The sequence below is a fragment of the Rhodoferax sp. BLA1 genome, from assembly GCF_013416775.1.
GTDB lineage: Bacteria > Pseudomonadota > Gammaproteobacteria > Burkholderiales > Burkholderiaceae_C > Rhodoferax.
Map to the genome: position 1 here is coordinate 235,903 of NZ_SZVI01000001.1, position 12,174 is coordinate 248,076.

Consider the following 12,174-nt stretch of genomic DNA (forward strand, 5'->3'; position numbering starts at 1 on the left):
CCTTTCTTCTCTCAAGGCTTCACCATGGACAACATCAAAAAACGGGAAATCGCCGTTGGGGCGATATTCCTCCTGGTTGGTATCGGTTATCTGTATCTGACAAGCGCCATTCCGCGCAAACAATTCATCGACGCAGCCTTCGTTCCCTATGTGCTGGCCATCACGATGTGCCTGCTGGGCGTTCTGCAAATCAGGGAAGCCTACAAGCTGGCGGGTGCCAAGCAGTCCGGCAAACAGGACGTGGCGGACTACCGCACGGTCTGGAAAACCCTGGGGCTGATCGTGGCCTACGCCGCTCTGCTGGAGTCTGTTGGTTTCCCCCTCATGACGGTGGTTTACCTGTTCGCGCAGTTCATTGTGCTGACCCCGGGTGACAAAAAGGTCAGCTACCCCCTGTACGGGGCCATCGCGGTGACAACGTCCATCGTTGTGTACCTGACCTTTCGCCATGCCTTCGACATGCTCTTGCCTGTCGGGCTGCTGAGCGCGTTCATCGAGTAACAGGAGCCATTGCATGTTTGACTTATTCCTTCAGGGTGCAGAAGCAGTCTTCACCTTCCAGATGCTCGGCCTGCTGTTCTTCGGCACCGTCGTGGGCATCATCTTCGGCGCCATTCCGGGCCTGACGGCCACCATGGCGGTGGCGCTGTTTCTGCCCATCACCTATTCCTTGAGCGCCAGCGCCGGCATTGCGCTGCTGGTCGGGCTGTACATCGGCGGCGTTTCGGGTGGTCTCATTTCAGCCATTTTGCTCAAAATTCCGGGGACACCGGCCTCTGTGGCCACGGTGTTTGACGGTGGCCCCATGATGGAACGGGGCGAAGGCGCCAAGGCGCTGGGTGTCGGCATCTTCTACTCGTTCATCGGCACACTGCTGAGCATTTTTGCGTTGATGTTCATTGCGCCATCGCTGGCCAAGATTGCCCTGGCGTTTGGACCGCATGAGTATTTTGCGATTGCAGTCTTCTCCCTCACGCTGATCGTCACCCTGTCCACCGGTTCGATGGTCAAGGGCCTGTTCTCCGGCTTGCTGGGTTTTGCGTTCTCGACCGTTGGTATTGCACCGGTGGACGCCACCACACGCTTCACCCTGGGTCTGACCGAACTCAATGGTGGCTTTGACATTCTGCCGGTGCTGATTGGTCTGTTTGCGATCTCCGAAATCATCAAGGTCGCAGAAGACGTCAAAACCGAGACCCATGCCAGCGTCACCGTCGTCAAGCTCAAGGGCTTCGGGTTTTCGGTGAAGGAGTTTTTTGAGCAGGGCTGGAACATGATCCGCTCCACCCTGATCGGCACCGGCATCGGCATCTTGCCCGGCATCGGCTCAGGCACCTCCAACATCGTGTCTTACATGGTGGCCAAGAAGCAGTCGAAATACCCCGAAAAATTCGGTACAGGTGTGATCGACGGCATTGTGGCCTCCGAGACAGCGGCCTGTTCTGCAGTGGGCGGTGCCATGATTCCGCTGCTGACCCTGGGCATCCCGGGTGACACCGTGACGGCCATGCTGCTGGGTGGCTTCATGATCCACGGTATCCAGCCTGGGCCGCTGCTGTTCGTCTCGCAAGGACCGCTGGTGTACACCATCTTTATCGCCATGATGGTGTCGGCCGTGATGATGTTATTTGCCGAGTTGTTTGGTGTACGCGTTTTTGTCAAGCTGCTGGCGATTCCAAAACACATCCTGCTGCCGATCATTCTGGTGCTGTGTTTTGTGGGCGCCTTCGGTCTGGGCAACCGGATCTTTGACGTAGGTGTCATCGTGTTCTTTGGCCTGATCGGTTATGGCTTTGTGAAGTTTGGCATCCCACAGACGCCCTTCATCATCGGCCTGATCCTCGGCCCCATGGCCGAGACCAACCTGCGCCGTGGCCTGATGCTGTCAGACAACAACTTCATGGACTTCCTGACCTCACCGATCTCAGGCAGTTTCATCGGCCTGGCGGCAGCCTCTGTGGTCTGGCATGTCTACAAGACACACAGCAGCAAAGCCACAAAAACCGTTGCAAGCACCTGAGTCGGCAACACACCGCCCCCAGTCCTCGAGCGGGGGCGGCCTGCACAAGCCCTGTTTCTCCCTTATTTTTATCTGAGTCATCGTCATGAAAATCACCGCCGTCCGTGTGACCCCGATTGCCATCAAAGACCCCGCCCTGCTCAATGCGGCGGGTGTACACGAGCCCTTTGGCCTGCGCTCCATCATCGAGGTGGTGGGTGCCAACGGTCTAGTGGGCCTGGGCGAAACCTATGGCGATGCGCCGGTGCTCGACCTGCTGACACGCAGCGCGCCCACCCTGGTCGGCCTGTCGGCCTTTGACCTCAATGGCATGCTGGCCCGTGTGGCCGCACTCGCGCCCAAAACCAACACCGGCCATGTCGAGATGGAACTGGCCCCGGGCTCGCTCGCCAGCAACCTGGTCACCAGCGCGTTCTCGGCGTTTGAGGTGGCCTTCATGGACCTGCAGGCGCGCACCATCGGTATCCCGCTGGTGGAGCTGCTGGGCGGTGCGGTGCGCGACAAGGTGTCGTACTCGGCCTACCTGTTCTACAAATGGGATGCGTCGGTCGACTCCGAATACGCACCCGACGTGTATGGCGAGGCGGTCAACGCCGAGCAGATCGTCAAACAGGCCAAACAGATGATCGACCAATACGGTTTTGAGAGCATCAAACTCAAGGCCGGTGTGTTCGAGCCTGATGAAGAAGCCGATGCCATCCTGGCCTTGCGCGCGGCTTTCCCGAAGCACCAGTTACGCATCGACCCCAACAGCAACTGGTCGATGGCGGCCAGCCTGCGGGTGGCCAAAAAGCTCGATGGTGTGCTGGAATATTACGAAGACCCAACCCCCACATTGGAGGGCATGGCCGAGCTGCACAAGCTGACCAATCTGCCCCTGGCCACCAACATGGTGGTGACCAACTGGGCTGAGTTGAAGCGTGCGATTGAGCTCAATTCGGTACAGATTCTGTTGTCTGACCACCATTTCTGGGGCGGTCTGCGCGCCACGCAAGCGCTGGCGCGCACCTGCCAGACCTTTGGTTTGGGGCTGTCGATGCACTCCAACTCGCATCTGGGCATCAGCCTGATGGCGATGACCCATCTGGCCGCCTCGGTGCACCACCTGAGTTACGCCTGCGACACCCATTACCCGTGGCAGCAGGACGAGGTGCTGGTCGGTGGCCGCGTGCCGATCGTCGGCGGCTGTGTGCACCTGAGCGACAAACCCGGCCTGGGTGTCGAGCTGGACCAGGACAAGCTGGCCGAGTTGCATGAAGCCTTCAAGGTCTGCCGCATTCGCACCCGCAACGACGTGGTGCAGATGCAGCGTTTCCGGCCCGACTGGACACAGATCAAACCACGCTTTTAAGTGCCAAATCACCTTCTAGCCCTTGAATACTATGCTTAAGCCGCTCTACATTTTGATGCACCCAAGCGACAATGTGGCCATCGTTGTGAATGACGGTGGCCTGCCTGCCGGTGCCACATTCGACAACGGCCTGCGCCTGGTGCAAGCCGTGCCACAAGGCCACAAGGTGGCGCTGGTTGACTTGCCCCAGGGCAGCACGGTGCGGCGTTACAACGTGAGCATTGGTCAGACGCTCAAAGACCTGCCCGCAGGCAGCTGGGTCAACGAGTCGGTGTTGCTGATGCCCGATGCACGTTCGCTCGACAACTTGCCGCTGGCCACCCAAGCCGCGCCAAACTTGCCGCTGCTAGAGGGTTATACCTTTGAGGGTTATCGCAATGCCGACGGCTCGGTCGGCACGCGCAACATTCTGGCCATCACCACCACCGTGCAATGTGTCTCGGGCGTGGTTGCGATGGCGGTGAAACGCATCAAGGCCGAGCTGTTGCCCAAGTACCCCAATGTGGACGATGTCGTGGGGCTGGAACATACCTACGGTTGTGGGGTGGCGATTGACGCGCCCGACGCCATCATCCCGATCCGCACGCTGCGCAACATTTCGCTCAACCCCAACTTTGGGGGTGAGCTGATGGTGGTCAGCCTGGGCTGCGAAAAACTGCAGCCCGAACGGCTGTTGCCAGCGGATGCCATTGCTATCAATAACGTATCTGTCAGCCCTTTGGAAACAAGGGCTAACGGTAGTTTTGATGCAAAAGCGAGCGAACCTGAGTCGCTGGATGTGGTCTGCCTGCAATCCGAGCAGCATGTGGGTTTGATGTCGATGATCGACGCGATCCTGCAAAGTGCCGACAAACACCTGGCCCGCCTGAACGTCCGCCAGCGCGAAACCGTGCCCGCCAGTGAACTGGTGGTGGGTGTGCAGTGTGGCGGCAGCGACGCCTTCTCGGGTGTCACCGCCAACCCCGCCGTTGGCTTTTGTGCCGACCTGCTGGTGCGCGCCGGAGCCACCGTGATGTTTTCCGAGGTGACCGAGGTGCGTGACGGCATCGACCAGCTCACCGCCCGCGCCAGCACGCCAGAGGTGGCGCAAGCCATGGTCCGCGAGATGGCCTGGTACGACGCCTACCTGGCCAAAGGCAGCGCCGACCGCAGTGCCAACACCACACCGGGCAATAAAAAAGGCGGCCTATCCAACATCGTGGAGAAAGCCATGGGCTCAATCATCAAGAGTGGCAGCGCGGCCATCAGTGGTGTGTTGTCACCGGGTGAGAGCCTGCGAAACAACGGCATCACCAGCGGCCTGGTGTATGCCGCCACCCCGGCCAGCGACTTTGTCTGCGGCACCTTACAACTGGCTGCGGGCATGAACATGCATGTGTTCACCACCGGGCGCGGCACGCCGTATGGCCTGGCCGAATGCCCGGTGATCAAGGTCGCCACCCGCTCCGACCTGGCGCGGCGCTGGCACGACCTGATGGACGTGAACGCCGGTCGTATTGCCGAGGGCAGCGCCAGCATCGAAGACGTGGGCTGGGAGCTGTTCCACCTGATGCTCGATGTGGCCAGCGGTCGCAAACAGACCTGGGCCGAGCAGTGGCAGCTGCACAACGCTTTGACCTTGTTCAACCCGGCCCCCATCACCTGAGCCTCGACCCTCGAGCGCTCAGCCCCCATTCAACCAACCAAGTATTGCCATGACCCAAGCCACCCCCTACCAACCGTTTCCCAACAGTTTCAAACGCGACCTGCTGGCCGGCAAAAAACTCATCGGCTGCTGGTCGGCGCTGGCCAGTGCTATCACCACCGAGGCACTCGGCGTTGCCGGATTTGACTGGATCCTGCTCGACGGCGAACACGCGCCCAACGACATGGGCACCCTCATCCCGCAGCTGATGGCGCTCAAGGACAGCCCCAGTGCGCCGGTGGTACGCCCCTCCTGGAACAACCCGGTGGAGATCAAACGCCTGCTCGACGCCGGGTTTTACAACTTCCTGATCCCGTTTGTGGAGAACATCGACGAAGCCCGCAAAGCGGTGGCCGCCACCCGTTACCCACCCCAAGGCATGCGTGGTGTGTCGGTGTCCCAACGCAGCAACCGCTACGGCACCGTGCCCGACTACTTCAAAGGCGCCAACGAGCAGATGTGTGTGATGGTGCAGATTGAAGGCCCGGCCGGTGTCGCCGCCGCACCCGAGATTGCCGCGTTGGACGGTATCGACTGTCTGTTTGTTGGCCCGTCCGACCTGGCCGCAGGCATGGGCCATTTGGGCAACGCCAACCATCCAGAGGTGCAAGCGGCCATCACCAGTGTGTTTGCCGCCGCCAAGGCAGCGGGCAAACCCTGCGGCATCCTGGCCCCGGTGGAGGCGGACGCCCGCCGCTACATGGCCATGGGCGCCACTTTTGTCGCCGTGGGCAGTGACCTGGGCGTGTTCCGTGCCGCCACCCAGGCGCTGCGCGACAAATACCGGGACTGAGCCGCCCCCTGGCTCACCCCTTTTTTAATTCGTCAATCTGTATTGGAGTTTCACAATGAGCAAATTAGGATTTATCGGCTTGGGCATCATGGGCACCCCCATGGCAGCGCACCTGATCAAGGCTGGCCACACGTTATTTGTCACCACGCTGGGCCCGGTGCCCGCCGAGCTGACTGCTGCCGGAGCCACCGCATGCGCCAGCGCGCAGGAAGTCACCCAACACGCCGACATCATCTTCCTGATGTTGCCCGACACCCCCGATGTCAACAAGGTGCTGTTTGGTGAGAACGGCGTGGCCTCTGGCCTGACTGCTGGCAAAACCGTGGTCGACATGAGCAGCATCTCGCCGATGGAAACCAAGGTGTTTGCACAAAAGATCAACGCCCTGGGCTGTGAGTACCTCGACGCACCGGTGTCCGGTGGTGAAGTCGGCGCCAAAGCCGCCAGCTTGACGATCATGGTCGGGGGTTCACAAGCCGCGTTTGACCTGGTCAAACCATTGTTTGAGCTGATGGGCAAAAACATCACCCTGGTCGGTGGCAACGGCGACGGCCAGACCACCAAGGTGGCCAACCAGATCATCGTGGCGCTCAACATCGCTGCGGTCGGTGAAGCCCTGCTGTTTGCCAGCAAGGCCGGTGCCGACCCGGCCAAGGTGCGCGCCGCACTGATGGGTGGGTTTGCCTCCAGCCGGATTCTCGAAGTGCATGGTGAACGCATGATCAACCGCACCTTCAACCCCGGCTTTCGCATCAAGCTGCACCAGAAGGACTTGGGCCTGGCGATGCAAGGCGCCCGTGAACTCGGCTTGGCCTTGCCCCAAACCGCCGGTGCGGTACAGCTGATGCAAGTGTGTGCCGCCAACGGCATGGCTGACCTGGACCACTCGGCACTCGTGAAGGCCCTCGAACTCATGGGCAACCATGAGGTCGCCAGCGCCAAATAAACCAAAGAGCCGGGCCACACAGCTGTTGGCCCGGCCTTTTTGCACTACTATTTCAATAGCTTTCTACCCTTGATGAATAAGGGTCACAAGCCATTTTGACGTATAAACGCAGTTTTTCTGCCAAAGCCCACCCCAACCGCCCATGACGCCAAGCCCAGTCACCCAGCAGCGCGCCCTGCTGCGCCAGATGTTCGATGCAGCCGTTGCCGCCGCGCAGCCCGCGTTGTGCCTGCCACCGCATCTGCCGCCGCCACCCAAGGGCCGCACCATCGTGATCGGTGCGGGCAAGGCCTCGGCTGCCATGGCGCGTGCGCTGGAGGACCATTGGCCTGGCCCCCTCGAGGGCCTGGTCATCACTCGCTACGGCTATGAGGTGCCCTGCCAGCGCATCGAGATTGTGCAGGCCGCCCACCCGGTGCCCGACGCTGCCGGACTGCAAGCCACACAACGTCTGCGCGGCCTCGTCACCGGCCTGAGCGCCGACGATCTGGTCATTGCCTTGATCTCGGGCGGTGGCTCGTCCCTGCTGGTGGCACCAGGCGCTGACCTCACGCTGCAGGACAAACAGGCGGTCAATGCCGCCCTGTTGGCCAGCGGCGCCAGCATTTCAGAGATGAACTGTGTGCGCCGCCACCTCTCAGACATCAAGGGTGGCCGCCTGGGCGCAGCCTGCCACCCGGCGCAGCTGCTCACGCTGCTGATCTCTGATGTGCCGGGCGACAACCCGATGGACATCGCCTCTGGCCCCACCGTGGGCGACACCACCAGCTGTGCCGACGCGCTGGCCATCATCACGCGTTACCAGATCAAGCTCCCCCCGGCCGCACGTGCATTGCTCGAGAGTGGCGCGGGTGAAACCGTCAAGCCGGGTGACCCGCGTCTGGCCCACAGTGTGGTCAAGCTGATCACTGCACCGCAGATCGCCCTGCAGTCGGCAGCCCAGGTGGCCCAGGCCGCCGGGTTCAGACCCCACATCCTGAGCGACAGCCTGGAGGGCGAGTCGCGCGATGTGGCCAAGGTGCTGGCGGGCATGACCCACCAAGTGGTCCGCCAGGGCCAGCCGTTCCCCGCGCCCTGTGTGTTGCTCAGCGGCGGCGAGACCACGGTGACCCTGCGCGGCACCGGACGGGGCGGGCGCAATGTGGAGTTTTTGCTGGCGCTGGGCATCGCACTGGCAGGCACCCCGGGGGTCTACGCGCTTGCGGCAGACACCGATGGCGTCGACGGTGCCGAGGAGATTGCCGGTGCCCTGCTCACCCCCGACACCCTGGCGCGTGCTTGGGCGCTGGGCATGAACCCGCGCAGCTATCTGGACAACAACGACGCCCACAGCTTTTTCCAGGCGCTGGGCGACTCGGTGGTCTGCGGGCCGACACTGACCAATGTGAACGATTTCCGCGCGATTCTGATCAACCCGCCCACGGCCTGAGCCGCTACAGGCCACGGTTTGCCGGGCACAATGGCACCTCCCTTTGATGCCACTTTGCCCCACATGAATCCTTCCGTCCCCGAGCACCAAGCCACTTGGCAAACCGTCGCCCCCCACCGCTGCCAATTGGGTGAATCCCCCTTCTGGCACCCGCAAGAGCAGATGTTGTATTGGCTCGACATCCCGGGCCGCCAGGTGTTACGCGCAAACACCTACATGGGTACGGTCGAGACCTGGGACTTGCCGAGTGATCCCGGCTGTATCGCCCCGGCAAGCAGCGGCGGGCTGGTGATCGCCCTGCGCCACGGCGTGTTCCGCGCCCGCGAGTGGGGCGGTGAGTTACAACTGCTGGCCACGCTGGACTACGACCCCACCCAGATGCGCGCCAACGACGGCAAATGTGACGCCCAGGGGCGCCTCTGGATCGGCACGCTTGACGAGACGCGCCAGCTCAAAAACGTGGGCCTTTACTGCCTGGACACCCAGCACCCCGAGCACCCGGGCCAGGTCCATATCAGTTGCAAGATCGCCCCCAACGGCAGCTTTACCACCGCCAACGCCCTGGCGTGGAGCCCCGACAACCGCACCCTGTACTGGGCCAACTCCCCCAGCCACACGGTCTGGGCCTGGGACTTTGAGACCAGCAGCGGCGCCATGTCAGCACAGCGGGTGTTTGCCAGCTTTGAGCCCAAACCCGAGGGCTGGCCAGGCACAGCCGCCGCACCCCTGGTCTACGGTGGCCGCCCGGATGGCGCCGCCGTCGACGTGGCGGGCAACTACTGGGTCGCCATGTATGAAGGCCAGCGCGTCTGCCAGTTTGCCCCGGACGGCCGCCTGCTGGCCGACATCCCGACCCCGCTGGTCTGCCCCACCATGCCCTGTTTTGGTGGCGAAGACCTCAAAACCCTGTACCTCACCAGCGCCAGCAAAAACCGCCCGGCCGACGAACTGGCCACCTACCCGCTCTCGGGCCAGGTGCTGTCGATGCGGGTGGACGTGGCCGGGCTGCCGGTGCAGTTTTTCCGCGACTGAGTCGGCTCGCCCGCACCAGCGGGCGGGGTGCCGGGCCGACAATTTTTCGAACACAGACGTTTCAAAAAATTCAAGCCTGCCGTCAGGACTTGGCCCTAACATGGGCCACCTTTTCCTGCCCGCACTGCCATGACCGACACCCTGCCCGCCCTGATCGACACCATCCGCGCCGCCGCCGCAGCCCACACACGACTGCGCATCCGGGGCCACGGCAGCAAGGACTTTTATGGCGAACTGCTGCAGGGTGAGTTGCTTGACACCAGCCTGCACACCGGCATCGTCAGTTACGAACCCACCGAACTGGTGGTCACCGCCCGCGCAGGCACCCCGCTGACAGAGCTGGAGGCCACGCTGGCACAGCAGGGCCAGAGCCTGGCGTTTGAGCCACCACGTTTTGGCGGGCGTGGCACTGTCGGTGGCATGGTGGCAACCGGGCTGAGTGGCCCGTCGCGCGCCAGCGTAGGCGGTGTGCGCGACTATGTGCTGGGTCTGCAAATGGTCAACGGCCGGGCTGAACACCTGATTTTTGGTGGCCAGGTCATGAAAAACGTGGCCGGTTACGACCTGAGCCGCCTGATGGTGGGCAGCCTGGGCATCCTGGGCCTGCTGACCGAGGTGTCGCTCAAGGTGATGCCGCTGCCTGCGGCCGAAGCCACCCTGGTGTTCGAGGTTGACCAGGCCCGTGCGCTGGAACAGCTGCACCGCTGGGGCGCGCAGCCGCTGCCACTCAACGCCAGCCGCTGGGAACAAGGTGATCACGAACCCGGCGAGGTCGGCCAACTCTTTGTGCGCCTGCGCGGCGCGGGCGCGGCGGTGGACTCGGCCATCACCAAAATGACGCAGGATCTGCCCGGCCAAACCGTGGACCCCGCCCAAGCCAGCGCCGACTGGACTGCCTGCCGCGACCAGACCCTGCCGTTTTTTGACGCCGCCGCCCACCCGGGCCTGGCCCTGTGGCGCCTGAGCCTGCCGCAGACCGCCCCGGGGCTGAACCTGCTCTGGCCGCAGCTGGTGGAATGGCACGGCGGCCTGCGCTGGGTCTGGGCACCCGAGTCGGCCGCCGCCAAGTTGCGCGACCTGAGCCAAGCCGTGGGCGGAACAACTATGCTTTTCAGAGCAAATGGCCCAGATACAACAAGGGCCAGCGACCGATTTGAACCATTGGAGCGGCCACTCGACCAGATCCACACGCGCCTCAAGGCCGAGTTTGACCCGGCCAACATCTTCAACCCCGGGCGCATGTTCCGTTCGCTCTGAGCCGCCGTATCCGCCATGCAAACCCAACTCAGCCCCCAATACCAAGGCACGCCCGACGGCTTGACCGCCGAGGCCATTTTGCGCAACTGTGTGCACTGCGGTTTTTGCACCGCCACCTGCCCGACCTACCAGCTGCTTGGTGACGAACTCGACAGCCCGCGTGGCCGCATTTACCTGATCAAACAGGTGCTCGAAGGCGCCAAACCCACACGAAAAACCCAGCTGCACCTGGACCGCTGCCTGACCTGCCGCAACTGCGAAACCACCTGCCCCAGCGGTGTGCAATACGGCCACCTGCTCGACATTGGCCGCAAACTGGTGGACGCACAGGTGCCGCGCCCGGCCAACGAAAAGGCGATGCGCTGGACACTCAAGGAAGGCCTCTCGTCCCCGCTGTTTGCACCGGCCATGGCTATGGGCCAACTGGCACGTGGCCTGCTGCCCCAGGCACTGCAGAAAAAAGTGCCTGCCAAACAAGCTGGCGGCACCTGGCCCACACGCCAGCACCCACGCCAGGTGCTGATGCTGGCTGGCTGTGTCCAACCCAGCATGAGCCCCAACATCAACAGCGCCACCGCCCGTGTGCTGGACGCCGCAGGCATCCAGACGGTGATCGCGCCCAAAGCGGGTTGCTGCGGTGCCCTCAAATTCCACCTGAACGACCAGGACGGTGGCAAGGCCGAAATGCGCGCCAACATCGACGCCTGGTGGCCCTACATCAACGGTGTGGCGGGCCGCCCCGGGGTCGAGGCCCTTGTGATGAACGCCTCAGGCTGCGGCGCCACCGTCAAAGACTACGGCCACATCCTGCGCGACGACCCGGCCTACGCGGCCAAGGCGCAACGCATCAGCGAGCTCACCCACGACATCAGCGAATGGCTGCCCGAACTGACCGAGAAGCTGCGCGAGCGCGTCAAACCACGCGCCAGCACCATCGTCTGGCACCCGCCGTGTTCACTGCAACACGGCATGAAATTGCGTGGCGGGGTGGACAAATACATGGCTGAGCTGGGTTTCAAACTCAAGATCACCGGCTGTGAGTCGCACCTGTGCTGCGGCTCGGCAGGCACCTACAGCGTGCTGCAGCCCGAGATCGCCACCCAGCTGCGCGACCGCAAACTGGGCCACATCAACCACACCTTCGAGAGCGGCCCACCTGACAGCATTGCCTCAGCCAACATCGGCTGCATCAACCATTTGCAAAGCGGTACCAAAACGCCGGTGCGGCATTGGATTGAGCTGCTGGATGAGGCGCTGCAGGCTGGGGGGTGAGGGCTGATTTGCGACGGGAGCCGAGACTCAACTCAATCCATCGGCCAATCGCATGCCATACAGCAGAAGAGCCAAAGTGCCTTCAATACCATCCATCAGCCCGAGCACCGACCGCACCCCTGCCATCGTCAGAACAACAGGAAAACGCGTGCGCTCGGGTGGTCGCCCAATGACTGCATCAATGTCAGATCCTGTCCGAGGACCTGCATTTGGAGATATAGCAAGGCGTTCAGCGCCTGACGATGGGTGGCAGGAGAGACAGGCCTTGCATTTGCCAGAGTCGTGAAAGAAGACTCAACCTCCGGCTTCCCCACATCCTTAAGGTATCGCATGATGCCGTTGCATCCATGCCAACGGATGAAAACCAAGCTCAATAGAGGTAGTCCTTCT

Annotated in this window: 11 protein-coding genes; 10 read left to right on the forward strand and 1 reads right to left on the reverse strand. The window is 62.5% G+C overall.

The features are described from left to right. The first annotated feature begins 24 nt into the window (after window positions 1-24). The 10 genes from FDG13_RS01130 (at window position 25) to glcF (ending at window position 11,784) form a co-directional block, all read left to right on the forward strand. Window positions 25-501, forward strand: coding sequence for a tripartite tricarboxylate transporter TctB family protein (locus FDG13_RS01130; protein ID WP_180124921.1), 477 nt, complete (start codon window positions 25-27; stop codon window positions 499-501). Between the two features lie 13 nt (window positions 502-514). After that, on the forward strand, window positions 515-2,020 hold the full coding sequence (locus FDG13_RS01135; RefSeq protein ID WP_180124922.1) for a tripartite tricarboxylate transporter permease: 1,506 nt from the start codon (window positions 515-517) through the stop codon (window positions 2,018-2,020). Window positions 2,021-2,105: 85 nt separating this feature from the next. Beyond that, window positions 2,106-3,371 carry a glucarate dehydratase family protein gene (locus FDG13_RS01140; RefSeq protein WP_180124925.1) on the forward strand — a complete coding sequence of 422 codons (1,266 nt, stop codon included), beginning with the start codon at window positions 2,106-2,108 and terminating at the stop codon, window positions 3,369-3,371. A 31-nt stretch (window positions 3,372-3,402) separates the two neighbouring features. Beyond that, a complete protein-coding gene (gene garD / locus FDG13_RS01145) occupies window positions 3,403-5,016 on the forward strand; it encodes a galactarate dehydratase (protein ID WP_180125342.1) in 1,614 nt (537 codons plus the stop codon). Window positions 5,017-5,065: 49 nt separating this feature from the next. Next, window positions 5,066-5,848: a 2-dehydro-3-deoxyglucarate aldolase gene (garL, locus tag FDG13_RS01150; protein ID WP_180124926.1), complete on the forward strand. Its 783-nt coding sequence runs from the start codon at window positions 5,066-5,068 to the stop codon at window positions 5,846-5,848. 55 nt (window positions 5,849-5,903) lie between these two features. Next, window positions 5,904-6,794 (forward strand): 2-hydroxy-3-oxopropionate reductase, encoded by an 891-nt coding sequence (gene glxR, locus FDG13_RS01155; RefSeq protein ID WP_180124928.1) that lies wholly within the window; start codon window positions 5,904-5,906, stop codon window positions 6,792-6,794. A gap of 142 nt (window positions 6,795-6,936) precedes the next feature. Beyond that, a complete protein-coding gene (locus FDG13_RS01160) occupies window positions 6,937-8,223 on the forward strand; it encodes a glycerate kinase (RefSeq protein ID WP_180124931.1) in 1,287 nt (428 codons plus the stop codon). Window positions 8,224-8,286: 63 nt separating this feature from the next. Next, complete coding sequence (locus tag FDG13_RS01165; RefSeq protein WP_180124933.1) at window positions 8,287-9,255, forward strand: SMP-30/gluconolactonase/LRE family protein; 969 nt, start codon at window positions 8,287-8,289, stop codon at window positions 9,253-9,255. 129 nt (window positions 9,256-9,384) lie between these two features. Further along, the gene (gene glcE, locus FDG13_RS01170) at window positions 9,385-10,512 is read left to right on the forward strand and encodes a glycolate oxidase subunit GlcE (RefSeq protein ID WP_180124935.1); all 1,128 of its coding nucleotides are present in this window, start codon (window positions 9,385-9,387) and stop codon (window positions 10,510-10,512) included. Between the two features lie 15 nt (window positions 10,513-10,527). Further along, window positions 10,528-11,784: a glycolate oxidase subunit GlcF gene (gene glcF, locus FDG13_RS01175; protein WP_180124937.1), complete on the forward strand. Its 1,257-nt coding sequence runs from the start codon at window positions 10,528-10,530 to the stop codon at window positions 11,782-11,784. A 128-nt stretch (window positions 11,785-11,912) separates the two neighbouring features. Here glcF and FDG13_RS21340 read toward each other — a convergent pair whose 3' ends face one another. After that, on the reverse strand, window positions 11,913-12,116 hold the full coding sequence (locus tag FDG13_RS21340) for a hypothetical protein (protein WP_370528147.1): 204 nt from the start codon (window positions 12,114-12,116) through the stop codon (window positions 11,913-11,915). Window positions 12,117-12,174 lie beyond the last annotated feature (58 nt).

What these genes read in the sequence shown, in the direction of transcription:
- glcF (WP_180124937.1), top strand. Translation starts at nt 10,528, where the DNA reads ATGCAAACCCAACTCAGCCCCCAATACCAAGGCACGCCCGACGGCTTG.
- garD (WP_180125342.1), top strand. Translation starts at nt 3,403, where the DNA reads ATGCTTAAGCCGCTCTACATTTTGATGCACCCAAGCGACAATGTGGCC.
- garL (WP_180124926.1), top strand. Translation starts at nt 5,066, where the DNA reads ATGACCCAAGCCACCCCCTACCAACCGTTTCCCAACAGTTTCAAACGC.
- glxR (WP_180124928.1), top strand. Translation starts at nt 5,904, where the DNA reads ATGAGCAAATTAGGATTTATCGGCTTGGGCATCATGGGCACCCCCATG.
- FDG13_RS01165 (WP_180124933.1), top strand. Translation starts at nt 8,287, where the DNA reads ATGAATCCTTCCGTCCCCGAGCACCAAGCCACTTGGCAAACCGTCGCC.
- glcE (WP_180124935.1), top strand. Translation starts at nt 9,385, where the DNA reads ATGACCGACACCCTGCCCGCCCTGATCGACACCATCCGCGCCGCCGCC.
- FDG13_RS21340 (WP_370528147.1), bottom strand. Translation starts at nt 12,116, where the DNA reads ATGCGATACCTTAAGGATGTGGGGAAGCCGGAGGTTGAGTCTTCTTTC.
- FDG13_RS01140 (WP_180124925.1), top strand. Translation starts at nt 2,106, where the DNA reads ATGAAAATCACCGCCGTCCGTGTGACCCCGATTGCCATCAAAGACCCC.
- FDG13_RS01160 (WP_180124931.1), top strand. Translation starts at nt 6,937, where the DNA reads ATGACGCCAAGCCCAGTCACCCAGCAGCGCGCCCTGCTGCGCCAGATG.
- FDG13_RS01130 (WP_180124921.1), top strand. Translation starts at nt 25, where the DNA reads ATGGACAACATCAAAAAACGGGAAATCGCCGTTGGGGCGATATTCCTC.
- FDG13_RS01135 (WP_180124922.1), top strand. Translation starts at nt 515, where the DNA reads ATGTTTGACTTATTCCTTCAGGGTGCAGAAGCAGTCTTCACCTTCCAG.